This is a genomic window from Caenispirillum salinarum (assembly GCF_044803115.1).
GTDB classification, from domain to species: Bacteria; Pseudomonadota; Alphaproteobacteria; order Rhodospirillales; family Rhodospirillaceae; genus Caenispirillum; species Caenispirillum salinarum_A.
The window spans coordinates 2,172,565-2,198,197 of sequence record NZ_CP085224.1; the positions used below are offsets into that span (position 1 = coordinate 2,172,565).

Genomic DNA, 25,633 nt, shown 5'->3' on the forward strand with positions numbered 1-25,633 from the left:
CCTTCGGTCAACGGAAGGAACAGCGGGCGGGGCAGGAAGCGGTCGGCCTACAGGTCGTGGGTCTGGAGCCACATCTCAAGCAGCGCCACCTGCCACAGCTTCGAGCCACGCAGGGGCGTGATGTGCCCGGTCGGGGCCTCCAGCAGCATGTCCACGTAGTCGCGTCTGAACAGCCCGCGCTGGCGGGCGGCGGTGCTGTCGAGGTGATCGCGCACGAAGTCCAGGTACGGGCCCTGGATGTATTTCAGCGCCGGCACGGGGAAGTAGCCCTTGGGCCGGTCGATGACGCCCGAAGGGATCACCTTCCGCGCCCCTTCCTTCAGCACCCATTTGCCGCCGTCGCGCACCTTCAGTTCGGCGGGGATGCGGCCGGCCAGTTCCACCAGATCGTGGTCCAGGAACGGCACGCGCGCCTCCAGGCCCCAGGCCATGGTCATGTTGTCGACGCGCTTGACCGGGTCGTCCACCAGCATGACCGTGGTATCGAGCCGCAGGGCCTTGTCCACGGCGCGGTCGGCGCCCGGCTGGTTGAAATGCTCGGCGACGAAGGCCCGGCTGTGGTCGGTGTCGTCCACCAGGCGCGGGTCCACGGCCTTCGCGAACTCCGCATGGTCGCGGTCGAAGAAGACGCGGGCGTAGTCGCCGACCGGGTCGGTGCTGTCCAACAGCGGCGGGTACCAGTGATAGCCGCCGAACACCTCGTCGGCGCCCTGGCCGGACTGGACGACGTGGACGTGCTTCGACACTTCCTCCGACAGCAGGAAGAAGCCCACGTTGTCGTAGGACACCATGGGCTCGTTCATGGCGTCGAAGGTGCGCGGCAGGGTGTCGATCAGCCGGTCGGAGGGGATGAACAGCTTGTGGTGGTCGGTGCCGAAGTGCTTCGCCACCAGGTCGGAGTACTGGAACTCGTCGCCCTTCTCCCCACCGGCGGCCTCGAACCCGACGGAAAAGGTGTTGAGCCCCGTCTGACCCTGTTCGGCCAGCAGCCCGACGATGAGGCTGGAGTCCAGCCCGCCCGACAGCAGCACACCGACAGGCACGTCCGCCACCAGCCGGCGCTTCACGGCAACGCGCAGGGCGTCCATCACCATGTCCTGCCATTCTTCCGGCGACCGGCGCCGGTCCTCGCCCGTCTGCTCCACCGACAGCGTCCAGTAGCGTTGTTCGGTGCGCGTGCCGTCGGCCTCGATGCTCAGCACGGTGGCCGGCGGCAGCTTGCGCACGCCCTTGAGGATGGTGCGCGGCGCCGGGACGACCGCGTGGAAGGTCATGTAGTGGTGCAGGGCGATCGCGTCGACGTCGGTGTCGATATGCTCCCGCCCGCCGGCCAGGATGGCGGGCAGGGCGGAGGCAAACCGCAGGCCGCCCGCGACCTCGGCGGTGTAGAGCGGCTTGATGCCCAGGCGGTCGCGGGCCAGCGTGACGCGGCCCGTCTCGCGCTCCCAGATGCAGAAGGCGAACATGCCGTGGAAGCGCTTCACGCACATGGGGCCCCAGGCGTGGAAGGCCTTCAGGATCACTTCCGTGTCGCCGTGGCTGAAGAAGCGGTAGCCCTGAGCGGACAGCTCCTCCCGCAGTTCGGGATAGTTGTAGATGCAGCCATTGAAGACGATGGCGAGGCCCAGGTCCGGGTCCACCATGGGCTGCTGGGCGCTATCGGACAGGTCGATGATCTTCAGGCGCCGGTGGCCGAAGGCGATGCGTCCTTGCGCGAAGACCCCGGCACCGTCCGGACCGCGCCGGGCCAGCCGCTCGGCCATGCGCGAGACGGCCCCGGCATCCGCCACCTGGCCGTCGAACCGCACCTCGCCGCAGATGCCGCACATGAAACCGCCTCCGTCTTTGCCGGTACAGCCTTGAAAACGCTTGAGCAGGAGGATCGTCACTCGAAGGTGGAGGCGCATCCTGCGCCGTTCAAGCGCTCCACTGGATGCCGCGTTCGGCGAAATGGACGGAAGTCGCTGGCCGCGCTACACTAAAGACAGGCTGTTGTCTCATTTCATCGAAGACGCAGGCGTCTTTTCATCACAGGTATAAGACAAAAGTCGTGCGACCATGACTTTTGGCCAGTCTTTGTTCGATCCTGAGTATCGGGTATGCTGCGCTCCGGCAAGAAACGCCGCGGCAGTTTGAACCGCGCACCGCCGTCCGACGGCCCGTCACGGGGCCGCATGAGAGGGAATGATGCCGTCCTCCGAGATCTGCAAGGTCCTGGTCATCGACGACAATCCGTCCGACGTCGCGCTCGTGCATTTCGAGCTGGATGACGCGGCCCCGGGCGTCTACGAGGTGACAGGCGCCGAGACCCTGGCCGAGGGCCTGGGCCATGTGGCGGAGCGCGAATTCGATGTGGCCCTGCTGGACATGGGCCTGCCCGACAGCCGCGGCATGGAAACGGTGCGCAGCTTCCTGGAAGCCGCCACGGACATGCCGGTGATCGTGCTGACGGGCCTTGACGACCCGCATATCGGCCTGCAGGCGGTGCAGGCGGGGGCACAGGATTTCCTCATCAAGGGTCAGGTGCGGGGCGAGTTGCTGGAGCGCGCCATTGCTTATGCCCGCGAGCGCAAGGCCGTGGAGGGCGAGCTTCGGGAAAGCGAAAAGCGCCTGCGCACCATTCTGGAAACCTCGCCGGTCGGCGTCGCCATGACCCGCGCCGGCGGCTCCATCCTGTTCGCCAACACGCGCCTGGGCGAAATGCTCGGCGTGCCCCCGGAGGAACTGTTCGGCAGCCGCGCCGAGGACCATTACGTCGAGCCCGCCGAGCGCGTGCGGCTGGAGCGCGAGGTTTCCCACGGCGGCGTCGTGCTCGACCGCGAGATGAAGATGCTGCGCGGCGATGGCAGCGCCTTCTGGGTGCTGCTGTCCATGCAGCCGATCCAGTACGAGAACGATTACGCCCTGCTGGTCTGGCTCTACGACATCTCCTCGCGGAAAGAGGCCGAGGAGGCCATGGCCCGCGCCAAGGAGCACGCCGAGGCGGCGGCGCGGGCCAAGTCGGAATTCGTGGCCGTGATGAGCCACGAGATCCGCACACCGATGAACGGCATCCTGGGCATGGTGCGCCTGCTGCTGGACACCGAACTGTCGGAGCAGCAGCGCGACTATGCCGAGACCATCCGCTATTCGGGCGAAGCCCTGATGGCGATCCTCAACGACGTTCTCGACCTCTCGAAGCTGGAGGCCGGGCGCATGCAGCTGGACGAGACCGTGTTCGAGACGGCGCGCCTGCTGCACAGCGTCGTGGACCTGCTGGACGGCCGGGCGCGGGAAAAGGGCCTGGTGCTCGAGCATGACGTGGCAGAGGGCGTGCCCCAGGTGCTGGCCGGCGACGCGGGACGGCTGCGCCAGGTGTTGCTCAACCTGATCAGCAACGCCATCAAGTTCACCGACGAAGGCTCGGTCAGCCTGCTCGTGGCGCCGCAGGAGGGGCCGGGCGCGGACGGCGCGGGGCCGGGCGGCCGCGTCGCTATGCGGTTCGAGGTGCGCGACACCGGGATCGGCATCTCGGCGCCCGCGCGCGAGCGCCTGTTCACCGCCTTCACCCAGGCCGACCAGTCCATTTCCCGCCGCTACGGCGGCACCGGGCTGGGGCTCGCCATCTGCCAGCGGTTCGTCGAGTTGATGGGCGGCCGCATCGGGGTGGACAGCCACGAAGGGCAAGGCAGCACCTTCTGGTTCGAGGTGCCCCTGCGTCCCGCCACCGAGGCGGAGGCCGCGGGTCCACTGCGCGCCGCGGCCGCCGCGGCAGAGCGGGCGGGGGCGCGCGACGCGCAGCCCGCCGGTGCCTCGGGCGCGCCGGTTCGCCCGTTGCAGGTGCTTCTGGCCGAGGACAACATCGTCAACCGCAAGGTCGCCATGGCCTTCCTTGAGCGTGCCGGCCATGTGGTGACGGTGGCCCGCGACGGCTACGAGGCCGTGGCCCAGGCCGGGCGTGGCGGCTTCGACGTGGTGCTGATGGATGTCAGCATGCCCGGCATGGACGGCTACGAGGCCACCAGCCGCATCCGCTCCCTGCCGGACTCGCGCGGCAGGGTGCCCATCCTGGCGCTGACCGCCAGCGCCATGCGCGGCGAGGCGGAGCGCTGCCGTGCGGCCGGCATGGACGGCTACCTCGCCAAGCCCATCGACGCCGACGTGCTGGAGCGCGAGATCGCCGCCGCCGCCGCGCGCTGGACCGTCGCCGACGATGCCACCTCTGCCGAGGCGGCGGGCGACGGCGAGGGCGCCGACGGCGACGAGCTGCCGCATCTGGAACCCGCCGCCCTGCGGGGGCTTGAGGGGCAACTGGGCCGGGAATACCTGGAGGAGCTTCTGCGCGAGTTTCTCGTCCAGGCACGGCGCTATCTGGAACTGGCGGAGGCGGGGGTGGCCGCGCCGCGCCATCCTGATACGTTGCGCGCCGCGCACGACCTCAAGTCCACCAGCATCAACTTCGGCTTCCGCCGCCTTGGCGCCCTGGCCGAATCCCTGGAAGTGGCGTGCCGGCGCGATGACGCCGAAAGCGTGCGCGATGTTGCCGATGCTCTCCCTGCGTGCCTGGAGGCGTCGCTGCGGGCCGTAGCCGCCCTTTATCCGGATGTGCGCTTGGCAGCCGAGTAGGCCGATTCCGCGCATTTTCAGCCTCTTCCCCTGTGTCCCCGCCGCTTGCGGGGGTAAAACGGTCGGCAGCCGGTTGTGTTTCCGGGCGCGCGGCATTAGGGTTTTGGGATACAACGACGTTTTCCCGCGACGGTCATCCTCCGGATGGGGCCGGTTCCGGTCGTCGCGGCGGGTTTCACAGGGGGCGGTCGGACACGCCGATGGGGACGAACATCCTGCTTGTCGAGGACAACCCGGGCGATGCCCGGTTGATCCAGGTTTTGCTGGCCGAGGAGGCCGGGTCGGAATTCCACCTGACGCACGTGGAACGGCTGACGGACGCCTGCGAACTGGTCAAGCAGGAGGAGTTCGCATGCGTGCTGCTCGACCTGTCGCTGCCCGACAGCCAGGGACTGGAAACCGTGGAGGGTCTGCGCAAGACCGGGCTGGACGTGCCGGTGGTCGTGCTGTCAGGCCTGGACAACGAGGAAGTCGCGCTGGCCGCCCTGCAGTCGGGTGCGCAGGACTACCTGACCAAGGGCCGGGCCGACGGGATGCTGCTCAAGCGGTCCATCCTGTATGCCATCGAGCGTCACCGCACCCGCAAGCAGTTGCTGCTGGCCGAGGCCGCCTTCAAGTGCACGGACACGGGGATCATGGTCATGGACGCCGGCTGGCGGGTGATCCGCGTCAACCCGGCCTTCACCCGCGTAACCGGCTATCAGCCCGACGAGGTCATCGGGCACAAGCCGCAGGTGCTGTCCTCGGGCGTGCACGACACGGAATTCTACGACGATCTCTGGGCCTCGCTCGACGCCAATGGCGCGTGGGAGGGCGAAATCTGGAACCGCCGCAAGAACGGCGAGGTCTATCCGGAGTGGCTGCGCATAAACGCCGTGGCCGGGGAGCAGGGCGGCATCACGGGCTATGTCGCCATTCTGTCGGACATCACGCACCGCAAGAAGGCCGAGACCGAGCTTTTGCGTCAGGCGACGCGCGATCCGCTGACCGGCCTGGCAAACCGGCAACTGTTCATGCATGTGCTGGAAGACAGCGTGGAGCGCGCCAGCTCCATGGAACGGGCCTGCGCCGTGCTGTTCATCGACCTGGACGGCTTCAAGGAGGTCAACGACCGCTGGGACCACGCCGTCGGCGACGAGCTGCTGAAGGAAGTCGCCCGCCGCCTGCGCGGCACGGTGCGCGTGTCCGACGAGGTGGCGCGGCTTGGCGGCGACGAGTTCACCGTGGTGCTGACCGAAGTGCGCGAGACCCAGGACGCCGCCCGAGTGGCCGAGAAGATCGTTGCCGCCGTGGCGGAGCCCTACACCCTGTCGGCCGGCGAGGCGGAGGTTTCGGCCTCGGTGGGCATTGCCGTCTATCCCGCCGACGCGACGGCGGCGGAAGACCTGGTGCGGTGCGCCGACCAGGCCATGTACAGCGCCAAAAGGGCGGGCAAGAACCGCTACCGGTTCTATTCCGCCTCGCGCAACACACCCGAACGGCCGCATCTCGCGGTCCAATAAGCACAGAAGCAGGTTGAACTTCATGCCCTATGGAGCACGAGCGGGAATGGCCCTGAACGGGAGCGTCGCGGGTACGATGGACATACTGCTGGTCGAGGACAACCCGGGCGACGCCCGGCTTGCCGCCGAGGCCTTCAAGGAAGGCACCATCCCGACCCAACTCCATGTGGTGCAGGACGGCATCGAGGCGATGTCCTTTTTGCGGCGCGAGGCACCGTACGAATCCGCTCCGCGCCCGGACCTGGTGCTGCTGGACCTCAACCTGCCCCGCAAGGACGGCCGCGAGGTGCTGGCCGAAATCAAGGAAGACCCGCTGCTGCGCCGCCTGCCGGTGATCGTGCTGACCACCAGCCAGGCGGAAACCGACATCTCCCGCTCCTACGAACTCCACGCCAACTGCTACATCGTCAAGCCGGTGGACTTCGACCGCTTCATCGACGTGGTGAAGGGTATCGAGGACTTCTGGTGCTCGCTGGTGAAGCTGCCGCCGACGGCGTGAACGGCGGCGGTGAGCGGCTCCCCCGCGCGGGCTGCCGCTCGCTCCCGCTCGGGAGGCGCAGCCTTCCGAACCCTCCAGTTTTTTGCGACTTGAGGCGGAGGTTGCGGGGAGTTGGCGGGACGGCATCGGCCCCACGGCGGCCTTGACGGGCGGCTCGCAGCGGCCGTGGATTCCTGCTTCGCAGCAATGTTAAAAAAACCCGTCGCCCCTGCGAAAGAAAGCAGGGCCCCACCACCAGTGTTTAGGCATCCTGCGGCATTCTTCTTGCGTCGACCGGCGGACGTCCGCTGGTCCGAAGCCCGCCGGCATCCCGCGCTCCGAGACAGCGGCCGTGGGCGCGCCGCGCTCAAGGAAACAGCGGGGTTTGGGGCACCGCCCCAAGCGCGTCAGCGCTCCAACGGAAACGGCCGGGCACATCGCCCGGCCGTTTCCGTTACCAGCATCGCCCCAGGCCTCAGCCCGGCGCGGGCGTCTGGGTCTGCAGGGCGAGGGCGTGGAGGTCGCCGCCCATCTTGCCCTTCAGGGCGCCGTAGACCATCTGGTGCTGCTGCACCCGGCTCTTGCCCTCAAAGGCAGACGACACGACCAGGGCGGCGTAGTGGTCGCCGTCGCCGCGCAGGTCCTCGATGGTCACTTCCGCGTCGGGAAAGGCTTCCTTGATCAGCTTCTCGATTTCAGCGGCTTCCATGGCCATGGGCATGCATCTCCAGTCTGGGACCCGAGGCCCGCGCGCTTCCGCGAAGGCCGCCGGGGTCGGGGTTATTCGGCCGGCACGCCGCCGGGTTCGACCACCTCGGCCGACATCAGTTCGGGCAGCCAGCGCTCGTTGATGGCGCGCAGCTCGCTCACCGTCGGGCCGGCCTCGCCGTTGACGACGATGGCGTCGCCGTTGGTGTAGCCGAGGACGCGAACGGGCACGCCCGCCTTCTCGGCAGAGCCGGTGACCGCCGGCACATCGTTTTCCTTCACCGTTACAATGTAGCGCCCCTGGTCCTCGCCGAACAGGTAGGCGTGGCGCGGCCCGGGATCGCAGGTGATTTCAAAGCCGATGCCCGACGCCATGGCCATTTCGGCCAGCGCGATCATCAGCCCTCCGTCGGAAACGTCATGGCAGGCGGTGACGCTGCCGGCACGGATGAGGCCGCGCACGAAGTCGCCTACCTTGCGCTCGTGCGCCAGGTCCACCGGCGGCGGCGCGCCTTCCTCGCGGTTCAGCAGCTCGCGCAGGTACAGCGAGTTGGCGATCCAGCCCGAGCCGCGTTCCCCCAGGGTTTCGCCCAGCACCACGATGATCTCGTCGGAGGCCTTGAAGGGCACGGTCGCCATGCGGTCCAGGTCGTCGATCAGCCCGACCGCGCCGATCGCAGGGGTCGGCATGATGGGCTGGCCGGCGGTCTCGTTGTAGAGCGAGACGTTGCCCGACACGACGGGGAAGTCCAGCGCCTTGCAGGCTTCCGCCATGCCCTGGCAGGCGCCGACGAACTGGCCCATGATCTCGGGCTTTTCGGGATTGCCGAAGTTCATGTTGTCGGTGATCGCCAGCGGTCGCGCGCCGACGGCGGTCAGGTTGCGCCAGGCTTCCGCCACGGCCTGCTTGCCGCCCTCGACCGGGTCGGCCTGGACGTAGCGCGGGGTGCAGTCGGTGGTGGCGGCGAGGCCACGGTTGGTGCCGTGGATGCGCACGACGCCGGCATCGCCGCCCGGGCGCACGACGGTGTCGCCCATGACCATGTGGTCGTACTGCTCCCAGATCCAGCGGCGGCTGGCGAGGTCGGGGCAGCCGACCAGGCCCTTCAGCGCATCGGCCCAGGGCACTTCCGGCGTTTCGTTGGCGCGGATGCCGCGGGTTTCGCGCTTGACCTCGTAGGGGCGGTCGTATTCGGGCGAGGCCTGGGCCAGCGGGTCGATGGGCAGGTCGCCGACGGTCTCGCCGTGCCACTTCAGCACCATGCGGCCGGTGTCGGTCAGGTGGCCGATGACCGCGAAGTCCAGCTCCCACTTGTGGAAGATGGCCTGCGCCAGGTCCTCCTTGCCGGGCTTGAGCACCATGAGCATGCGCTCCTGGCTTTCCGACAGCATCAGCTCATAGGGCGTCATGCCCTCTTCGCGCATGGGGACGCGATCAAGCTCAAGCTCGACGCCGAGCCCGCCCTTGGACGCCATCTCGAAGGACGACGACGTCAGGCCGGCCGCGCCCATGTCCTGGATGGCGACGATGGCGTCGGTGGCCATCAGCTCGAGGCAGGCCTCGATCAGCAGCTTTTCGGTGAACGGGTCGCCGACCTGGACGGTGGGGCGCTTTTCCTCCGACTTCTCGTCGAACTCGGCCGACGCCATGGTGGCGCCGTGGATGCCGTCGCGCCCGGTCTTCGATCCCGCGTAGACGACCGGGTTGCCGATGCCGGCGGCGGCGGAATAGAAGATCTTGTCGGCGGGCGCGATGCCCACCGTCATGGCGTTGACCAGAATGTTGCCGTTGTAGCTGGCGTGGAAGTTGGTCTCGCCGCCGATGGTCGGCACGCCGACGCAGTTGCCGTAGCCGCCGATGCCGGCGACGACGCCCGCCACAAGGTGCTTGGTCTTGGCGTTGTCCGGCGCGCCGAAGCGCAGCGCGTTCAGGTTCGCCACGGGCCGCGCGCCCATGGTGAAGACGTCGCGCAGGATGCCGCCCACACCCGTCGCCGCGCCCTGGTAGGGCTCGATGAAGGAGGGGTGGTTGTGGCTTTCCATCTTGAAGACGGCCGCCAGCCCTTCGCCGATGTCGACGATGCCGGCGTTCTCGCCCGGCCCGCAGATGACCCAGGGGGCTTCCGTCGGCAGGGTCTTCAGCCACTTCTTCGACGACTTGTAGGAGCAGTGCTCCGACCACATGACGGAGAAGATGCCAAGCTCCGTCAGGTTGGGCTCGCGGCCCATGATGTCGAGCACCAGGGTGTATTCGTCGTTGGTCAGGCCGTGCTGGGCGACGACCTCGGGGGTGATCTCGCTCACGACAGGGCCTCCAGCAGGGACTTGAACATGGGCGCGCCGTCGGTGCCGCCCAGGTGCTTGTCGATCAGGCGTTCCGGGTGCGGCATCAGGCCGAGCACGTTCCGGTCGCGGTTGAACAGGCCGGCGATGTTGTTGCGGCTGCCGTTGATGTTGGCGTCGGCGTCCACCGTGCCGTCGGGCTGGCAGTAGCGGAAGGCCACCTGGCCGGCGTCCTCGATGGCGGCCAGCGTCGCGTCGTCGGCGAAGAAGTTGCCGTCGTGGTGGGCCACCGGATAGCGCACCACGTGCCCGTCGGTGTAGCCGCGGGTGAAGTCGCTGCCGGCGCTTTCCACCTTCAGGTGGACGTCCTTGCAGATGAACTTCAGGTCGCGGTTGCGCATCAGCGCGCCGGGCAGCAGGTGCGACTCGGTCAGGATCTGGAACCCGTTGCAGATGCCCAGCACCCGCACGCCCTTGTCGGCGGCGGCCTTCACGCCCGCCATGACGGGGGAGTGCGCGGCCATGGCGCCGGATCGCAGGTAATCCCCGTAGGAGAACCCGCCGGGCACGACGATGAGGTCCAGGTCTGCGGGCACCTCGGTCTCGCGGTGCCAGAGCATGAGGGGCTTGCTGCCCGCGACCCGCTCCAGCGCCACCGCCACGTCGCGGTCGCAGTTGGAGCCGGGGAATACGATGACGGCGGCTTTCATGTCGTCGATCGGCCTTTTCGAAGGAATGCGGCTGGCGTGGACCGGCGGGCGATCAGCCCTCGATCTCGACCGTGTAGTTCTCGATCACGGTGTTGGCGAGCAGCTCGCGGCACATGCGGTCCACCGCCTCGCGGGCCTTGGCCGGGTCGGTCTCGGCCAGGTCCACCTCGATGTACTTGCCCTGGCGGACGTCCTCGACGCCCGTGAAGCCCAGCGCGTCCAGCGCGTGGGAGACGGCCTTGCCCTGCGGGTCCAGAACTCCGGGCTTGAGCGTGACGTGTACCTTGGCTTTCACGGCCTGACGTCCTTCCTTCTGACGGTCTGCATCTGCGAGTGTAACGGTCTGTCGCGAAACGGGCCGGCGCGCGTTATCGGCGGCCGGCCCGGAACCTTACTGCACGGTATCGGTGCCCTGCACGTCGGCCGGGCCGCTCTCGGGCAGGATGCCCAGGCGCCGCGCGACCTCCTGATAGGCGCCCTCGACGTTGCCCATGTCGCGGCGGAAGCGGTCCTTGTCCAGCTTCTCGTTGGTCTTGGAGTCCCACAGGCGGCAGTTGTCGGGGCTGATCTCGTCGGCCAGCACGATCTGCATGTCGCCGTTCTCGTGCCACAGGCGGCCGAATTCCAGCTTGAAGTCCACCAGCTTGATGCCGATGCCCAGGAACAGGCCCGACAGGTAGTCGTTCACGCGAAGGCTCAGCGCGACGATCTCGTCGAGTTCCTGGATGGTGGCCCAGCCGAAGGCCGTGATGTGTTCTTCCGAGACCATCGGGTCGTTCAGCTGGTCGTTCTTGAAGTAGTATTCGACGATGGAGCGGGGCAGGGCGGTGCCTTCCTCGATCCCGAAGCGCTTGGAGATCGACCCGGCGGCGATGTTGCGGATCACCACCTCGATGGGGATGATCTCCACCTCGCGCACCAGCTGCTCGCGCATGTTCAGACGGCGGATGAAGTGCGTCGGCACGCCCATCTGATTCAACCGGTTCATCAGGTATTCGCTGATGCGGTTGTTCAGCACGCCCTTGCCGGTGATCGTGCCCTTCTTCTGGTTGTTGAAGGCGGTCGCGTCGTCCTTGAAATACTGGACGATGGTCCCCGGCTCCGGCCCCTCGAAGATGACCTTCGCCTTGCCTTCGTAAATCATTCTGCGTCGTGCCATGGCCGTCGTCCGGTGGATGGCTTCCGCGCGCGGAGCTATCGACGCGGAAGCGGAAAAACGAAGCGGGCGGGCGGAAGCCCCGTCCCGCCCGCCTGGGTGTGATCCGCGGTGTATAGCAGGGTGCGCCCGAAGGTACAACGGCCCATGCGGCTGCCCGGCATTCCCGGCGCCGCGGCCGGGCCGCTCGCCGTACGCGCTAAAATTGCTGCACGTTGCATCCTATGGAATGCCGCACCCTGTGCGGTAATGCTTTTGACATAAGCGCACATTGTGCGTATAATTTTCCTATTCACATCACGGTCGAATGACCGGACCGCCAAGCACGGCCCGGCCCTCAACGAAAGGGAGGGCGCCATGACCCGCAAAGTCACCAGCCACTACGAAGGCAAGATTCTCGGCCAGACCACCCGTCTGTTCCGCCGCATCCCCTATGACGACGACGAGAGCGGGGGCTGCGGCTGCGGCAGGTCGCTGACCGTCAGCCCGCTCGACCTGCCGCCGGCACTGGTCTACCAGTGGGACGACGGCGAGGGCGGGGTGATGACCGACCCGGTGGAGGTCGCCCGCTACGCCATGCACCACAAGGCCGCGCACGTGCGCGTGGCGGCGGTGCATGGCGCCGGGCGCTGACGAGGCTCTGTTCGCGTCGACGGGCTCATCGACGATGCGTTCATACGGCGCGCAGCCTGACGCGCCATAAGGCGCGGCGGCCGGTGTCCGCTTCGCGTTCGTCAGGACTCCGGCACCGGTTCGAACGCCGCGCGGTCCGGTCGGCCGGCTGCGAAAAGCCAGACCGGCCGCGCCTCCTCGCCGCGCCCGATGGCCGGCAGGGCGAGCAGGCTGCTCGACACCGTTCCGAACCCGTTCTCCAAGGTGAAGCACATGGCGCTGGAGGCCTGTTCCTCCGGCGCCGTGTCGCTGGACGCCAGCAGCGCCGCCCAGGCGTCCCAGTCGCCGGCGTCGGGGTCGGGCGCGGGCGCGGCGCGGAAGCGGGGCAGGTGGTGGGCGATGCGCGCGTCGTGGGCGGTGTCGTCCAGATCGTGGGCGGTCAGCATGGAGACGCCCTCGGGGACCGGATGGGCGGTGATTCCGGTGCCGTCATTCCTTATCCAGAAGGCGTCGCGGTTGTCGGCGATGACCATGTTGAAGGGGCGGTAGGCTTCGGGGTCCAGGTGCGCCAGGGCCTCGACCGCGTCCACCGCGTCGGCGTGGTCCAGGGCCTCCAGCACCAGTTCGCCGCGGCTGCGCTTGCCCGGCGCGGGCCCCAGCGTGTTCACCCGGTTGAGCACCGCGGCGACCAGGCCCGTATCGTTGACGCCCATCCAGGTGCCGCCGGCCAGTTCGTCCAGGCCGGCCCGCACCTCCGGCCGGTCGGGCCAGTGGCGCGCGGGCGGCGCCCACGGGCGGTCGCGCATCTCGTCGCGGTTGGCTGCTACCACGACCGGCCAAGGGTGATCGGGGCGGCGCAAGATCACGACGGAGCACATGGGGCTATCCTTCCAAAAATTACTACACCTGGGGGTGGGCAGCCTGTATAAGGGGCGGGAAATTTCAACGCCGGCTGTTGCGCGCCCAGCGCGGAATCGCCAATTCATTCAAAGACCAAGCGACTGGGGATTTGCCTACCATGAGCGACGCCTTCAGCGAACGGGAAAAGGGCTTCGAGGCGAAGTTCCAGCATGACCAAGAGCTGGAATTCAAGATCAACGCCCGCCGCGACAAGCTGTTCGGCCTGTGGGCCGCCGAGGCCATGGGCATGGCCGGTGGCGGTGCCGAGGCCTACGCGCGCTCGGTGGTGGCCGCGGACCTGGAAGAAAAGGGTGACGACGACATCATCCGCAAGGTCCTGCGCGACCTGGAGCAGCATGACGTCGACATGACCGAGGGGCGCCTGCGCATCAAGCTGGACAAGTTCCACGCCGAGGCACGCCGCCAGATGATGGCGGAGATCGAGCAGGGCAAGTCCCAATAGAAAAGCCCGCCCCGGCGCCCGGCGCCGGACGGCACGATGTAGACGCGGCTTCCGCTCTGGCGGAGGCCGCGTTCTTTTTGTTGTGTGCCCAAGCCCGCGCGCCTTAGGCTTCCGCCATCATGCAGAGTCCTGCCGCGCCCACCGACTCCCCGCTGCCGCCGATCCAGCTCGCCGATCCGCTGGAGGCGGAGTTCTGCCCCGATATCGAGCGTGCGGCGAGCGCCCTCTACGCCGAAACCGCCCATGCGTGGCTGGTCGGCCAGGCGGCGCCGGCGGAGGTCTACGTGCGAGCCGCCGAGCAGGGAAATCTGCTTGTCGCCCGCGCCGCCGTCGATCCGCCGGCGCGCCGGCCGGCGGCGTTCGTGCTGGTGCGGCCGGTCGGGCCGGATGTCCTGTACGTGGCGGAACTGGCCGTGCTGCCGGCATTGCAGGGGCGGCGCCTGGGCGCCCGGCTGCTGGACGCCGCCGAGGATGTGGCGCGGGCGCGCGGCGGCCGCTGGCTGCTGCTGCGCACCTTCCGCGCCGTGCCGTGGAACGCGCCCTACTACCGGCGGCTCGGGTTCGGCGATCCGCCGCCCGGCCTGTCGGAAGAGGCGCTCGGCGAAATGTGCCGCATCGCCGAGAAGGAGGCCAGTCACGGGCTTTCGGGCGAAACCCGGCTGTTCATGGCGCGCGCGGTGCGCGGCCGTTAATCCTCGAACAGCCTGGCGCGCACGTCCTCGTCGGCGCCCTCGGGGTTCCAGCGCGACAGGAAATCCTTCAGCGCCTTGTCCTTGGGGTCGGGCAGCACGATCTGCAGACGCACCAGAAGGTCACCGTGGCCCGAGCCGTCCTTCTTGGGCGCGCCCTTGCCGCGCAGGCGCAGCGTGGTGCCGCCGTTGGAGCCCTCGGGCACCGTCACGGCCACCCTGCCGGTGAGCGTCGGCACCGTGACCTTGGCGCCCAGCACGGCTTCCTTCAGCGTCACGGGGACGGAGACGACCACGTCGTCGGCGCCCTCGTAGCGGAAGGGGCCGCCGGGCTTGATGGTGATCTCCACCAGCGCGTCGCCGGGCGTGGCCACTCCCGGCGTGCTCAGGCCCTGGCCCTTGAGGCGCAGCGTCGCGCCGTCCTCGCTGCGGGGCGGGATCTTGACGTCCAGCGTCTTGCCGTTGGACAGGCGCACGCGCCGTGTGGTGCCGGTGGCGGCCTCGGCGAAGCTGACGGTCAGGCGGTAGTGGCTGTCGGGCCCCTTGCGCGGCGGCGGCCGCGACCCGGCGCCGGGCCCGCCGCGGCCGCGGCTGGCGCGGGCGAAGATGTCGGAAAACAGGTCGTCGTCGCCGAACGCGGTGTCGAAGTCGAAGCCGAAGGGGCCGCCGGTGCGACTTCCGCCGGCGCCCGCCCCGGTGTTCCGCCAGCGATAGGACCCGCCGCCCGCGCCGCCGCCGAAGCCCGGATGACGCGGGTTGCCGTCGGCGTCGATCTCGCCTCGGTCGTACTTGGCGCGCTTCTCTGCGTCGCCCAGCAGGCCGTGGGCGGCGTTGATCTCCTTGAAGCGGTCGGCCGCCTTGGTGTCGCCGGGGTGCAGGTCGGGGTGCATGGTCCGCGCCAGGCGGCGGTAGGCCTTCTTGATCTCGTCCTGCGAGGCGCTTTTGGAGACGCCGAGAACGGTGTAGGGATCGCGCATGCTGTCTTTCGCCGTCGTCGTCAGATGGCCGGATCAACGCGCGCGAAGGCGCCCGGTGCGAACACGGGCGCCTTCTAGCGTCATCCGGTTGCAGGCAGGCCGGTCGGTCCGGCCCGGCGCATGATGCCGACGCGCGGCGATGCCGCCTCAGCTGTCGACGATGCGCCAGGTGCCGTCCGGCTGCTGGCAGGCCGTACCGTAGGCCGTTTCGGCCCGGCCGTCGATATTAACCGTCGTGCGATACTGGCGGCAATAGGCGCCGGCGTCGGTGTAGCCGTCGCGCACCGGGGTGTAGGAGCCGGAGTGGCCGCTTTGCGGGTTGTTCCAGGTGATGGTCTCGCCGACGGGTGCCGTGTAGGCACGCTGCTGGGCCTGCATGGCGTATTCCCGGTCGGCGCGGTCGAGCGACGAGCCGACTTCGCTGCCCAGCCATGCACCCAGCATGGTGCCGGCCGCCGTCGCGGCGATCTGGCCGGTGCCGCCGCCGAACTGGCTGCCGATCACGGCGCCGCCGACGCCGCCCAGCAGGGTGCCGGCGGTCTGCTTGGGGTTGTCCTGCATGCCCTGGCACGCCGTCAGGCCCAGCGACAGGGCGACGGCGGCGGCGGCGAAGACGGGGGTTTTCCGGGTCAGTGTCAGCATGGCCTCACAATCCGCTGGACGTGTTTATGCGTAAGGAATAGCGACCGATAATGGCAAAATAGCGGCCCGCTGTCGGGACTTCCTGGCAATCCCGTGGCAAGCGGCCCTTTTCAATGCCCTGCACGGTCCACATAATCCGGGCCTGTCGCACCGTAACGGGCCGCTTCAGGCTCCGGTTGCCCCGTTTCCATGCTTGACCGACCAAGGATTGATTGCCCCCATGAGCGCCCTTGATGAAGCCGACGATCCCTTCGCCCTGTTCGAGTCGTGGCTGGCCGAGGCCGGCGAGCACGAACTCAACGATCCCAACGCCATGGCGCTGGCGACCGCCACCGCTGACGGCCGCCCGTCCATTCGCATGGTGCTGCTGAAGGGATTCGATCCGCAGGGGTTCGTCTTCTACACCAACCTGGAAAGCCGCAAGGGGCGGGAGCTTCTGGAAAACCCGCACGCCGCGCTGTGCTTCCACTGGAAGTCCCTGCGCCGCCAGGTGCGGGTGGAGGGGCCGATGGCGCTGGTGCCCGACGCCGAGGCCGACGAGTACTTCAACAGCCGCCCGCGCGACAGCCGCATCGGTGCCTGGGCCTCGCAGCAGTCGCGTCCCATGGCCGGTCGGTTCGAGCTGGAAAAGCGCGTCGCCCAGTTTGCCGCCAAGTACGCCATCGGCAAGGTGCCGCGTCCGCCGCACTGGTCGGGCTTCCGCATGACGCCGACGCGCATAGAGTTCTGGCAGGACCGCCCGTTCCGCCTGCACGACCGCATCGTCTTTTCGCGCCCCTCGGAAGAAGAGGACTGGAGCACGGAACGGCTGTATCCTTGATGCCTGCCCCTTGAAACCCATGCCGGGCCGGGGTCATATCGGCCCCGCGCACCGGGAGAGGGACCATGAGCGAAGACATTGCCGTCGCGGCCGTGGCGTCGGACGCCGACAGCGCCAACGGCCGCCTCATGCGCCGGGCGACCTATGCCGCCGTGGCGGTGGCGGGGACGCTGGTGGTGGTCAAGCTGGTGGCCTATGTGCTGACCGGCTCTGTGGCGCTGCTGTCCAGCCTGATCGACAGCGCGCTGGACAGCGCGGCCTCCATCGTCAACCTGATCGCCGTGCGTCATGCCCTCCAGCCCGCCGACGAGGAGCACCGCTTCGGCCACGGCAAGGCGGAGCCGCTGGCCGGACTGGGGCAGGCGGCCTTCATCACCGGCTCGTCGGTCTTCCTGCTGTTCGAGGCCGCGAGCCGCCTGTGGGACCCCCAGCCCGTCACCCAGGGGTGGGTGGGCATCGCGGTGATGATCTTCGCCATCGTCGCGACCATCGGACTGGTGCTCTACCAGAAACATGTAGTCAGCCGCACCAACTCGATCGCGGTCAACGCCGACAGCCTGCACTATACCGGCGATGTGCTGATCAACGTCAGCGTCATCGTTTCCATCCTGCTGTCGACGCTGGCCGGCTTTCCCTATGCCGATCCGATCTTCGCCATCGGCATCGCCGCCTACCTGTTGTGGAACGCCAAGGGCATCTTTCTCAGCAGTCTGGACCTGCTGATGGACCGCGAATTCGAGGAGGAGGACCGCGAGAAAATCCTGGCCATCGCCCGCGAGCATCCCATGGTTCACGACGCCCATGACCTGCGCACGCGGTCTTCAGGTCAGCAGCAGTTCATTCAGCTGCATCTGGAACTGGGCCGCAACCTCACGCTGGTGAAGGCGCACGCCATCGCAGAGCAGGTGGAGCGCCAGATCCGAGAGGTCTTCCCGCAGGCGGACGTGCTCATCCACCAGGACCCGGTCGGCATCGTGGAGGAACACCACGACGACCTTGCCTATCAGGACAAGGTGCTGGAGCCGGGCGAAGTGCCGAAGGAGTAGGGCGGTGCCGGGGCGGCTGATGGCGCGTGGGCGTCCCGGTGGCCGCCAGAGGGTGCGGAGCCCTGTTTTGCAGGAAATGATTGGTCGTTAAATTATTGTTTTCAAAGGGAAAACATCGTCGTCCCAGCGAAATCTGGGACCGACGCACATCCTCGGCCGACCTTGCAAGGCCGGCGCATGGCATCATTACCCGCCCCGCGCCACAGACGCCGCGAAACGGTAGCCGTGGCCGCGGCAGGTTTCGATCAGCGTGCCGTCGTCGCCCAGCTTGCGGCGCAGGCGGCTGACCAGGATGTCGACGGCGCGCGGACCGGCGTCGGGCTTTTTCTCCGCCACCGCCGCCGCCAGGGCCTCGCGCGTCAGCAGCACGCCCGGCTGGTCCACCAGGGCGGCCAGCAGGTCGAACTCCGCCCCCGTCAGCGCCGCCGCGCGGCCGTCCTCGGACACCACGCGGCGGTTGGGGCGGTCCATGATCCAACGGCCGAAGACGGCCGTCTGGGCCGCCACCATGTCCAGGTTGCCGCCGCCGGCGCGGTCCAGCACGTTGCGCACGCGGGCCAGAAGCTCGCGCGGGAAGAAGGGCTTGGTGATGTAGTCGTCCGCACCCGTTTCCAGCCCGTCGGCGCGTGCGTCGGGTTCGTCGCGGGACGTGACCATGATGATGCCCAGCTTCGACCGCGCCCGCAGCGCGCGTGCGACCTCCAGCCCGTCGCAGTCGGGCAGGCCGAGGTCCAGCAGCAGCAGGTCCACCGGCTCGCCCTCCAGCACCTGCTGCATGGCGAAACCGTCGGCCGCCGTTCGCACGTCATAGCCGGCGTTGCTCAGGAAAGCGGCAATCATTTCCCGCACCGCACCGTCGTCCTCGACGACCAGGATGCGCTTTCGGTTCATCATGGTGAAGGGGCTCCGGTGTCTCCGTCAGGCCATGGTGTCACGCCCGGCGCGCGCCGCCAACCGCGGCTGTGGAAATGCCATCGGGACACAGTCGGGAAACATTTCCGTGGAGATCCGGCGGAAAAGAGGCATATGACGGGTCCGTAAAAGAAACAAAGAAGAAAAACTTTGTGGATATTCGGTGAGAGGTCGGAAAAAATCAGGAAAAGATCCAGATGCGCAGCAGAAATAGCGGGTTCCGACGCTTCGCGCAATATATATAAGTTCTGACAGGGAATTGAGATGCGCTCTTGATTAACGGGCGAGCATTCTTGGGGACTGCCCTTGTATTGTGCAGGCCGTGCGTCCTGATGCGGCAGCGCAACATGCCTCGGCAGCCAAAATTGCCGCCTCGCCGCGATGAATCATCAACAAAATCAAAGGGTTGATCGGTCTGGCACGGAACCTGCCACGGGAAGGGCGTCATTCACGTCCACGGAACGAGGACCACGACCGATGAAGCGTATCCGCTCCCTTATCGCCGGCGCCGTCTGCCTTGCCGGCCTGACCGGTGTGACCGTTTCCGCCCAGGCCGCCGACACCATCAAGGTCGGCATCCTTCATTCCCTGTCGGGCACCATGGCGATCAGCGAGACCACGCTGAAGGACGCCATGCTCATGCTTATCGAGGACGCCAACGCCAACGGCGGCGTGCTGGGCAAGCAGATCGAGCCGGTGGTGGTCGACCCCGCCTCCGACTGGCCGCTGTTCGCAGAAAAGACCCGCGAGCTGCTGGAGAAGGAGCAGGTGGACGTCATCTTCGGCTGCTGGACGTCGGTGTCGCGCAAGTCCGTCCTGCCGGTGGTGGAGGAGCTGAACGGCCTGCTGTTCTACCCCGTGCAGTACGAGGGCGAGGAAAGCTCGCGCAACATCTTCTACACGGGTGCCGCCCCCAACCAGCAGGCCATTCCGGCCGTCGACTACCTGCTGAACGACCTGGGCGTGGAGCGCTTCGTGCTGGCGGGCACCGACTACGTCTACCCGCGCACGACCAACAAGATCCTGGCCCAGTACCTGAAGGACAAGGGCGTCGCGGAAAGCGACATCATGATCAACTACACGCCCTTCGGCCATTCCGACTGGCAGACGATCGTGTCCGACATCAAGAGCTTCGGCTCGGCTGGCAAGAAGACGGCCGTGGTCTCCACCATCAACGGCGACGCCAACGTGCCCTTCTACAAGGAACTGGCGAACCAGGGCCTGGAAGCCCAGGACATCCCCGTGATCGCCTTCTCGGTGGGTGAAGAGGAACTGGCGGGCATCGACACCGGCCCGCTGGTCGGCCACATGGCCGCCTGGAACTACTTCATGAGCGAGATCACGCCGGAAAACGACGTCTTCATCGAGAAGTGGCACGCCTTTACCGGCGATGACAGCCGCGTCACCAACGACCCGATGGAAGCCCATTACATCGGCTTCAACATGTGGAAGCAGGCGGTCGAGCAGGCCGGCACCACCGACGTGGACGCCGTGCGCCAGGCCATGTACGGCCAGGAGGTGCCCAACCTGACCGGCGGCATCTCCACCATGCTGACCAACCACCACATCACCAAGCCGGTGCTGATCGGCGAGATCCAGCCTGACGGCCAGTTCGCCGCGGTCTCGCGCACCGACGACCTCGTGCCGGGTGATGCGTGGTCCGACTTCCTGCCCGAGTCGGCCAAGCTGACCGCCGACTGGACCTACCCCTGGGTCTGCGGCAACTGCGAGAAGCCGAAGTTCGGCGACCCCGCCATGTAAGGCGGCGCGGGGGCGGCCCGATCCTGCGCGGGCCGGGCCGCCTCCATCCTGTTTCCGTTCCCCCTGTTTCCGACATCCTGGGAGACCGCCCCGTGTCCCGCATCCGATCGCCGCAAGGGCTGGTCGCGCTGGTGTGCGTGCTGCTGTTGGCCTTCGTGCTGGCCGTCGTCGCCGCCCTGCCGGCCCGCGCCGCCGATGACGCCGCCGTCGCGCAGGCCGTGGAGGCGCTGGACCAGCGCAGCTTCGCCGACAAGGCCGATGCCGTCTCGGCGCTCGCCGTGCTGGGCCATCCGCGCACCGCGCCCGTGCTGGAGGCTCTGTCCGCCGGCCAGCTGTTTCGCCACCGGGGATCGGAGCGCATCGTCATCGGCGCCTACAACGGCAAGAGCTACGCCCTGACCGACGCGGTGACCGGCGAGGATGCGGGCACCGAAAGCTCGTCGCGCAAGCTTCAGAAAATCGTCGCCAACAACACCATCCGCGTGCAGATCGAGAGCGCGCTCGGTTCCCTGCAACTGACCAGCGCCGACCCGGCCCTGCGCATGAAGGCCGCCCGGCAGGCGCTGAACAACCCTTCGGCCGATGCCATCCCGGCCCTGTCCGCCGCCGTCGAGGCGGAGGCGGACGCCGGCGTGAAGGCGCTGATGGCGCGCGCGCTGGCGGCATCCCGGCTCATGGGCGGCGGCACGGAGGCCGAGCGCATTGCGGCCGTGGAGACCCTGGCGGACACCACCGACCCCGCCATCCGTGCCCTGCTGACCCGCGTCGCCAACGACGAGGCGGTCGCCGAACCCGTGCGCGAGGCCGCCGCCGAGGCCGTGAAGGCCATCGACACGCGGCTGGCGGTGCTGAGTGTCGGGCAGGACCTGATCTTCGGCCTGTCGGCGGGCTCCATCCTGCTGCTGGCAGCCATTGGGCTGGCCATCACCTTCGGCGTCATGGGCGTCATCAACATGGCCCATGGCGAGATGATCATGCTGGGCGCCTACACGACCTTCGTGGTCCAGCAGGTGTTCCGCGCCACCCTGCCGCCGGAGGTCTTCGGCCTCTACCTGCTGGTGGCGGTCCCCGCCGCCTTCGTGGTCGCGGGGGCAGTCGGCGTGGCGATGGAGCGGGGGATCATCCGCTTCCTCTACGGGCGTCCGCTGGAGACCCTGCTGGCGACCTGGGGCATCAGCCTGATCCTTCAGCAGGCCGTGCGGTCCATCTTCGGCGCCACCAACCGGCAGGTCGCCAACCCCGACTGGATGAGCGGCTCGGTAGAGCTTCTGGGCCTGTCGCTGACGGCCAACCGCATCGCCATCATCCTGTTCGCGCTGGTGGTCCTGGCGGGTCTGGCGGCCTACCTGCGCTGGTCGTCCATGGGCCTGAACATGCGCGCCGTCACCCAGAACCGCCGCATGGCATCCGCCATGGGCATCCCGACCGGCCGGGTGGACGCGCTCACCTTCGGCCTGGGATCGGGCATCGCGGGCGTGGCCGGCGTGGCGATCAGTCAGGTCGCCAACGTCAGCCCCAACCTGGGGCAGGCCTATATCGTCGACAGCTTCCTGGTGGTGGTGTTCGGCGGTGTGGGCAGCTTGTGGGGCGCGCTGGCGGGGGCGTTCTCGCTCGGCATCGTCAACAAGTTCCTGGAGCCCATGGCCGGCGCCATGCTCGCCAAGATCCTGGTGCTGGTGTTCATCATCCTGTTCATCCAGAAGCGCCCCCGCGGGCTGTTCGCCCTGCGCGGCCGGGCCTTCGAGACCTGATCGCGGCCGGGAAAGGAGACCGACAAAATGGGACCGATCACCCGCCGCCTCGCCGGGCTTGAGAACCGCAAGGGCTGGACCGCCGTCCTGCTGGCCGTGCTGGCCTTCGCCCTGGTGGTTCCGGTGCTCAACATGGCGCTGGAGCCCGGCCATCCGCTGCACGTGCCGACCTACGTGGTGCAGCTTCTGGGCAAGTACCTCTGCTACGCCATGCTGGCGCTGGCGCTGGACCTTGTGTGGGGCTTCGCCGGGGCCTTGAGCCTGGGCCACGGCGCCTTCTTCGCCCTGGGCGGCTACGTCATGGGCATGTACCTGATGCGCCAGATCGGCGACCGAAGCGTCTACGGCAACGCCGAACTGCCGGACTTCATGGTGTTCCTGAACTGGGACAGCCTGCCCTGGTACTGGATGGGCTTCGACAGCTTCGCCTTCACCACGCTGATGGTGCTGGCGGTGCCCGGCGTCCTGGCCTTCGTGTTCGGCTGGCTGGCCTTCCGGTCCCGCATCACGGGCGTCTATTTCTCCATCATCACCCAGGCCATGACCTACGCGCTGATGCTGGCGTTCTTCCGCAACGAGATGGGGTTCGGCGGCAACAACGGCCTGACCGACTTCAAGGACATCCTGGGTTTCAGCATGAGCCTGGACAGCACCAAGGTGGGCCTCTACGTCGCCACCGTGCTGATGCTGGCGGTCGCCTACCTGGCCTGCCGGTTCATCGTGACCTCGCGCCTGGGCCGGGTGCTGCTGGCGGTGCGCGACGCCGAGAGCCGGGTGCGGTTCCTCGGGCATTCGGTGACGGGGGCCAAGCTGTTCGCCTTCGTGGTCTCGGCCATGATCGCGGGCGTGGCGGGCGCGCTGTACGTGCCGCAGGTGGGCATTATCAACCCGTCGGAGTTTTCGCCCGCCAACTCCATCGAGATCGCCATCTGGACCGCCGTCGGCGGGCGCGGGACGCTGTTCGGCCCCATCCTCGGCGCCATGAGCGTCAACGCCGCCAAGTCCTTCTTCACGGGCGTGGCGCCGGAGGTGTGGCTGTTCTTCTTAGGCAGCCTGTTCGTGGTGGTGACGCTGTTCCTGCCCAGGGGGCTGGTGGGGCTGTTCGGCCTGCTCAAGCGCCGCCAGGCCCGCGCGCTGCCCGAGGTTTCACCCGCGCCCGCCCGCAAGGCCACGGAGGAAACCCATGCCTGAGACCGCGCTGAAAGAGGCGCCCCGGCACGACGTGCTGGCCGCCGACTCCATCCTGTATCTCGACGGCGTGACGGTCAGCTTCGACGGCTTCCGGGCGCTGAACAGCCTTAGCTTCATCGTCCGGCCCGGCGAGATGCGCACCATCATCGGCCCCAACGGTGCCGGCAAGACGACCATGATGGACGTCATCACCGGCAAGACGCGGCCCGATGAAGGCGCGGTGCTCTACGACGGCAACGTGGACCTGACGAAACACGACGAGGCCGCCATCGCCAACATGGGCATCGGGCGCAAGTTCCAGAAGCCGACGGTCTTCGAGAACCTGACGGTGTTCGAAAACCTGGAGTTGGCGCTGAAGGGTCCGCGCGGCACCTTCGCCGTTCTGCTGGCCCGCCTGATGGGGGAGCAGCGCGATCGCATCGACGCCGTGCTGTCCACCATCCGCCTGACCGACCGCGCCCATACCTCGGCCGGTGCGCTCTCGCACGGGCAGAAGCAGTGGCTGGAGATCGGCATGCTGCTGGCCCAGGACCCGCGATTCCTCATGCTGGACGAACCCGTCGCCGGCATGACGGACGCCGAGACCGAACAGACCGCCGAGCTTCTGCGCGAGATCGCCCGCGACCGTTCGGTCCTGGTGGTGGAGCACGACATGGAGTTCGTGCGCACCCTCGACTGCAAGGTCACGGTGCTGCACGAGGGCTCCGTGCTGGCGGAAGGCTCGCTCGCCAGGGTGCAGGCGGACGAGCGTGTCATTGAAGTCTATCTCGGGCGCTGAGGGGCGAGGGGCCATGCTGACCACATCCGACATCCACCTGCACTACGGCGCGTCCCACATCCTGCGCGGGGTGGGGCTGACGGCGGAAAAGGGCAAGGTGACCTGCCTGCTGGGCCGCAACGGCGTCGGCAAGACGTCCATGCTGAACGCCATCCTCGGGCTGCATCCGGTCTCGCGCGGGGACATCCGGTGGGAGGACGACGACATCACGCGGATGCCCACCCACCAGCGCGCCCGGCGGGGCATCGCCTACGTGCCGCAGGGGCGGGAGATCTTCCCCCGCCTGACGGTCCGCGAGAACCTGGAAACCGCCTACGCCTGCCTGCCGCGCGGGGAACGCCGCGTGCCGGACGAGGTGTTCGAGCTGTTCCCGGTGCTGAAATCCATGCTCGGCCGGCGCGGCGGCGACCTCTCGGGCGGGCAGCAGCAGCAGCTCGCCATCGGCCGGGCGCTGGTGACGAAGCCGCGCCTGCTGGTGCTGGACGAGCCGACGGAGGGCATCCAGCCCAGCATCATCAAGGACATAGAGCGCGTCATCCGCCTTCTGGCGAGCCGGGGTGACATGGCGATCCTGCTGGTGGAACAGTATTTCGAGTTCGCCCGAGACCTGGCGGATGATTATGCTGTCATGGACAGGGGCGAGATCGTCCTCGCCGGAACGCGCGAAAGCATGAAGGAAGAGGATGTACGCCGCCACCTCACCGTCTGAGCGCGCCGCCGCCGAGCCTTCGCGGGTCCGGGGTCTCCTGCACGTTTCCGCCGGGCCGCGCGGGTTGCGGGGCCTTGAGCAGCGCGCCCCGCTGCGCGCCCTGCTGCCCCGCGTGCCGCCGGGGGAGCCTCTGACCGCCTGCCTCACAAACACCGCCGGCGGCTTGGTCGGCGGCGATGCACTGACCATTGCCGTGGAGGCGGAGCCGGGCGCACGCCTGCTCGCCATGGCCCAGGCGGCGGAGAAGGTCTACCGATCCCTCGGCCCGGACGTGCGCATGGACGTCACGCTGGCGGCGGGGCAGGGGGCGTGGCTGGAATGGCTGCCGCAGGAGACCATTCTGTTCGACCGCGCCCGCCTGCGCCGCCGCACCCGCCTGGACGTGGCCGACGGCGGCAGGGCGCTGGCCGGCGAGATGGTCGTGCTCGGCCGCACCGCCCACGGCGAAACCGTGAAGACGGGCCTTCTGCGCGATGCGTGGGAGGTGCGCGTGGGCGGGCGGCTCGCCTGGATGGACGCGCTGCACCTGGACGGGGATCTGCGCCGCGCAGTGGATGCGCCCTCGGGTTTCGGCGGGGCGGTGGCGGCGGCGACGGCGGTTTTCGTCGGGCCGGACCTGGAAGAGTTGCGCGACGGCCTCCGCGGCCTGCCGGTGGAAGACGGCGCCATGCGCGGTGCTACGGTGGTCGGCGGCGTGCTGGTGACGCGCTGGCTCGGCCACGACGCGCAAGCGATGCGCCGGGACTTCGGCCGTGCCTGGGGCTGGCTTCGCCACCGCGCCGAGGGATTGCCGGAGAAGCTGCCGAGGCTGTGGCATGTGTGACATTGGAGAATTTATAGCCACCAAGACACCAGGTACACCAAGGGGCTCCGCCCGGCCGTGGCCGGCGGGTCTTGCCACAAACAGATCGAGGGAGCGCGAGGGAGGCCGTGCCTCCCT

At 68.2% G+C, this 25,633-nt stretch carries 24 protein-coding genes; 14 read left to right on the top strand and 10 right to left on the bottom strand.

The features are described from left to right. Positions 1-47: 47 nt before the first annotated feature. Positions 48-1,829 carry an N-acetylglutaminylglutamine amidotransferase gene (locus LG334_RS09915; protein ID WP_404385660.1) on the bottom strand — a complete coding sequence of 594 codons (1,782 nt, stop codon included), beginning with the start codon at positions 1,827-1,829 and terminating at the stop codon, positions 48-50. A gap of 355 nt (positions 1,830-2,184) precedes the next feature. Here LG334_RS09915 and LG334_RS09920 point away from each other — a divergent pair, with 355 nt between their 5' ends. The 3 genes from LG334_RS09920 (at position 2,185) to LG334_RS09930 (ending at position 6,606) form a co-directional block, all read left to right on the top strand. Further along, positions 2,185-4,605, top strand: coding sequence for a response regulator (locus tag LG334_RS09920; protein WP_404385662.1), 2,421 nt, complete (start codon positions 2,185-2,187; stop codon positions 4,603-4,605). A 200-nt stretch (positions 4,606-4,805) separates the two neighbouring features. Then, the gene (locus LG334_RS09925) at positions 4,806-6,107 is read left to right on the top strand and encodes a diguanylate cyclase domain-containing protein (RefSeq protein ID WP_404385664.1); all 1,302 of its coding nucleotides are present in this window, start codon (positions 4,806-4,808) and stop codon (positions 6,105-6,107) included. 76 nt (positions 6,108-6,183) lie between these two features. Continuing rightward, positions 6,184-6,606 carry a response regulator gene (locus LG334_RS09930; protein WP_009542014.1) on the top strand — a complete coding sequence of 141 codons (423 nt, stop codon included), beginning with the start codon at positions 6,184-6,186 and terminating at the stop codon, positions 6,604-6,606. Between the two features lie 454 nt (positions 6,607-7,060). Here LG334_RS09930 and LG334_RS09935 read toward each other — a convergent pair whose 3' ends face one another. From LG334_RS09935 to purC, 5 genes are all read right to left on the bottom strand, one after another. Next, the gene (locus LG334_RS09935) at positions 7,061-7,300 is read right to left on the bottom strand and encodes a BolA family protein (RefSeq protein WP_404385667.1); all 240 of its coding nucleotides are present in this window, start codon (positions 7,298-7,300) and stop codon (positions 7,061-7,063) included. A gap of 65 nt (positions 7,301-7,365) precedes the next feature. Then, positions 7,366-9,597, bottom strand: a complete 2,232-nt coding sequence (purL, locus tag LG334_RS09940; protein ID WP_404385669.1) for a phosphoribosylformylglycinamidine synthase subunit PurL — start codon at positions 9,595-9,597, stop codon at positions 7,366-7,368. Further along, positions 9,594-10,286: a phosphoribosylformylglycinamidine synthase subunit PurQ gene (purQ, locus tag LG334_RS09945; RefSeq protein ID WP_404385671.1), complete on the bottom strand. Its 693-nt coding sequence runs from the start codon at positions 10,284-10,286 to the stop codon at positions 9,594-9,596. Before purQ ends, purL begins: the two co-directional genes overlap by 4 nt. Before the next feature lie 52 nt (positions 10,287-10,338). Beyond that, the gene (gene purS / locus LG334_RS09950) at positions 10,339-10,581 is read right to left on the bottom strand and encodes a phosphoribosylformylglycinamidine synthase subunit PurS (RefSeq protein ID WP_009542009.1); all 243 of its coding nucleotides are present in this window, start codon (positions 10,579-10,581) and stop codon (positions 10,339-10,341) included. Between the two features lie 96 nt (positions 10,582-10,677). Next, positions 10,678-11,445 carry a phosphoribosylaminoimidazolesuccinocarboxamide synthase gene (gene purC, locus LG334_RS09955; protein WP_404385673.1) on the bottom strand — a complete coding sequence of 256 codons (768 nt, stop codon included), beginning with the start codon at positions 11,443-11,445 and terminating at the stop codon, positions 10,678-10,680. A 354-nt stretch (positions 11,446-11,799) separates the two neighbouring features. Between purC and LG334_RS09960 the strand changes: the two genes are divergently transcribed. Beyond that, positions 11,800-12,075, top strand: coding sequence for a hypothetical protein (locus LG334_RS09960; protein WP_404385675.1), 276 nt, complete (start codon positions 11,800-11,802; stop codon positions 12,073-12,075). Between the two features lie 101 nt (positions 12,076-12,176). Here the strand turns inward: LG334_RS09960 and LG334_RS09965 are convergent, their stop codons facing one another. After that, on the bottom strand, positions 12,177-12,932 hold the full coding sequence (locus LG334_RS09965) for an NRDE family protein (protein ID WP_404385677.1): 756 nt from the start codon (positions 12,930-12,932) through the stop codon (positions 12,177-12,179). Positions 12,933-13,072: 140 nt separating this feature from the next. On the opposite strand from LG334_RS09965, the gene LG334_RS09970 reads away from it, so the two are divergent. Further along, positions 13,073-13,417: a DUF1476 domain-containing protein gene (locus LG334_RS09970; protein WP_009542005.1), complete on the top strand. Its 345-nt coding sequence runs from the start codon at positions 13,073-13,075 to the stop codon at positions 13,415-13,417. Between the two features lie 119 nt (positions 13,418-13,536). Further along, complete coding sequence (locus LG334_RS09975; RefSeq protein WP_404385679.1) at positions 13,537-14,109, top strand: GNAT family N-acetyltransferase; 573 nt, start codon at positions 13,537-13,539, stop codon at positions 14,107-14,109. Here the strand turns inward: LG334_RS09975 and LG334_RS09980 are convergent. Together LG334_RS09980 and LG334_RS09985 are read right to left on the bottom strand one after the other, a co-directional pair. Beyond that, positions 14,106-15,083: a DnaJ C-terminal domain-containing protein gene (locus LG334_RS09980; RefSeq protein WP_404385681.1), complete on the bottom strand. Its 978-nt coding sequence runs from the start codon at positions 15,081-15,083 to the stop codon at positions 14,106-14,108. The genes LG334_RS09975 and LG334_RS09980 overlap by 4 nt on opposite strands. 147 nt (positions 15,084-15,230) lie before the next feature. Then, on the bottom strand, positions 15,231-15,725 hold the full coding sequence (locus tag LG334_RS09985; RefSeq protein ID WP_404385683.1) for an RT0821/Lpp0805 family surface protein: 495 nt from the start codon (positions 15,723-15,725) through the stop codon (positions 15,231-15,233). A 220-nt stretch (positions 15,726-15,945) separates the two neighbouring features. Here LG334_RS09985 and pdxH point away from each other — a divergent pair, with 220 nt between their 5' ends. After that, a complete protein-coding gene (gene pdxH / locus LG334_RS09990; protein ID WP_404385685.1) occupies positions 15,946-16,545 on the top strand; it encodes a pyridoxamine 5'-phosphate oxidase in 600 nt (199 codons plus the stop codon). 65 nt (positions 16,546-16,610) lie between these two features. After that, positions 16,611-17,591, top strand: coding sequence for a cation diffusion facilitator family transporter (locus tag LG334_RS09995; RefSeq protein WP_404385687.1), 981 nt, complete (start codon positions 16,611-16,613; stop codon positions 17,589-17,591). A gap of 186 nt (positions 17,592-17,777) precedes the next feature. Here the strand turns inward: LG334_RS09995 and LG334_RS10000 are convergent, their stop codons facing one another. Continuing rightward, positions 17,778-18,485, bottom strand: a complete 708-nt coding sequence (locus tag LG334_RS10000; RefSeq protein WP_404385689.1) for a response regulator transcription factor — start codon at positions 18,483-18,485, stop codon at positions 17,778-17,780. 495 nt (positions 18,486-18,980) lie between these two features. Here LG334_RS10000 and urtA point away from each other — a divergent pair, with 495 nt between their 5' ends. From urtA to LG334_RS10030, 6 genes are all read left to right on the top strand, one after another. Beyond that, a complete protein-coding gene (urtA, locus tag LG334_RS10005; RefSeq protein ID WP_404385691.1) occupies positions 18,981-20,264 on the top strand; it encodes an urea ABC transporter substrate-binding protein in 1,284 nt (427 codons plus the stop codon). 92 nt (positions 20,265-20,356) lie between these two features. Then, on the top strand, positions 20,357-22,015 hold the full coding sequence (gene urtB, locus LG334_RS10010) for an urea ABC transporter permease subunit UrtB (RefSeq protein ID WP_404385693.1): 1,659 nt from the start codon (positions 20,357-20,359) through the stop codon (positions 22,013-22,015). Between the two features lie 27 nt (positions 22,016-22,042). Continuing rightward, positions 22,043-23,206 (top strand): urea ABC transporter permease subunit UrtC, encoded by a 1,164-nt coding sequence (gene urtC, locus LG334_RS10015; protein WP_404385695.1) that lies wholly within the window; start codon positions 22,043-22,045, stop codon positions 23,204-23,206. Then, entirely contained in the window at positions 23,199-23,984 is a 786-nt protein-coding gene (urtD, locus tag LG334_RS10020; RefSeq protein ID WP_404385696.1) for an urea ABC transporter ATP-binding protein UrtD, read from the top strand. The genes urtC and urtD overlap by 8 nt, the downstream gene beginning before the upstream one ends. 13 nt (positions 23,985-23,997) lie before the next feature. Beyond that, on the top strand, positions 23,998-24,693 hold the full coding sequence (gene urtE, locus LG334_RS10025; protein ID WP_404385697.1) for an urea ABC transporter ATP-binding subunit UrtE: 696 nt from the start codon (positions 23,998-24,000) through the stop codon (positions 24,691-24,693). Continuing rightward, entirely contained in the window at positions 24,668-25,516 is an 849-nt protein-coding gene (locus tag LG334_RS10030; RefSeq protein ID WP_404385699.1) for an urease accessory protein UreD, read from the top strand. The genes urtE and LG334_RS10030 overlap by 26 nt, the downstream gene beginning before the upstream one ends. Positions 25,517-25,633 lie beyond the last annotated feature (117 nt).

Excerpts from the sequence above, each read along its gene's own strand:
- LG334_RS09915 (WP_404385660.1), bottom strand. The coding sequence starts at position 1,829 with ATGTGCGGCATCTGCGGCGAGGTGCGGTTCGACGGCCAGGTGGCGGAT.
- LG334_RS09920 (WP_404385662.1), top strand. The coding sequence starts at position 2,185 with ATGATGCCGTCCTCCGAGATCTGCAAGGTCCTGGTCATCGACGACAAT.
- LG334_RS09925 (WP_404385664.1), top strand. The coding sequence starts at position 4,806 with ATGGGGACGAACATCCTGCTTGTCGAGGACAACCCGGGCGATGCCCGG.
- LG334_RS09930 (WP_009542014.1), top strand. The coding sequence starts at position 6,184 with ATGGACATACTGCTGGTCGAGGACAACCCGGGCGACGCCCGGCTTGCC.
- LG334_RS09935 (WP_404385667.1), bottom strand. The coding sequence starts at position 7,300 with ATGGCCATGGAAGCCGCTGAAATCGAGAAGCTGATCAAGGAAGCCTTT.
- purQ (WP_404385671.1), bottom strand. The coding sequence starts at position 10,286 with ATGAAAGCCGCCGTCATCGTATTCCCCGGCTCCAACTGCGACCGCGAC.
- purC (WP_404385673.1), bottom strand. The coding sequence starts at position 11,445 with ATGGCACGACGCAGAATGATTTACGAAGGCAAGGCGAAGGTCATCTTC.
- LG334_RS09960 (WP_404385675.1), top strand. The coding sequence starts at position 11,800 with ATGACCCGCAAAGTCACCAGCCACTACGAAGGCAAGATTCTCGGCCAG.
- LG334_RS09965 (WP_404385677.1), bottom strand. The coding sequence starts at position 12,932 with ATGTGCTCCGTCGTGATCTTGCGCCGCCCCGATCACCCTTGGCCGGTC.
- LG334_RS09970 (WP_009542005.1), top strand. The coding sequence starts at position 13,073 with ATGAGCGACGCCTTCAGCGAACGGGAAAAGGGCTTCGAGGCGAAGTTC.
- LG334_RS09975 (WP_404385679.1), top strand. The coding sequence starts at position 13,537 with ATGCAGAGTCCTGCCGCGCCCACCGACTCCCCGCTGCCGCCGATCCAG.
- LG334_RS09980 (WP_404385681.1), bottom strand. The coding sequence starts at position 15,083 with ATGCGCGATCCCTACACCGTTCTCGGCGTCTCCAAAAGCGCCTCGCAG.
- LG334_RS09985 (WP_404385683.1), bottom strand. The coding sequence starts at position 15,725 with ATGCTGACACTGACCCGGAAAACCCCCGTCTTCGCCGCCGCCGCCGTC.
- pdxH (WP_404385685.1), top strand. The coding sequence starts at position 15,946 with ATGAGCGCCCTTGATGAAGCCGACGATCCCTTCGCCCTGTTCGAGTCG.
- LG334_RS09995 (WP_404385687.1), top strand. The coding sequence starts at position 16,611 with ATGAGCGAAGACATTGCCGTCGCGGCCGTGGCGTCGGACGCCGACAGC.
- LG334_RS10000 (WP_404385689.1), bottom strand. The coding sequence starts at position 18,485 with ATGATGAACCGAAAGCGCATCCTGGTCGTCGAGGACGACGGTGCGGTG.
- urtA (WP_404385691.1), top strand. The coding sequence starts at position 18,981 with ATGAAGCGTATCCGCTCCCTTATCGCCGGCGCCGTCTGCCTTGCCGGC.
- urtC (WP_404385695.1), top strand. The coding sequence starts at position 22,043 with ATGGGACCGATCACCCGCCGCCTCGCCGGGCTTGAGAACCGCAAGGGC.
- urtD (WP_404385696.1), top strand. The coding sequence starts at position 23,199 with ATGCCTGAGACCGCGCTGAAAGAGGCGCCCCGGCACGACGTGCTGGCC.
- urtE (WP_404385697.1), top strand. The coding sequence starts at position 23,998 with ATGCTGACCACATCCGACATCCACCTGCACTACGGCGCGTCCCACATC.
- LG334_RS10030 (WP_404385699.1), top strand. The coding sequence starts at position 24,668 with ATGTACGCCGCCACCTCACCGTCTGAGCGCGCCGCCGCCGAGCCTTCG.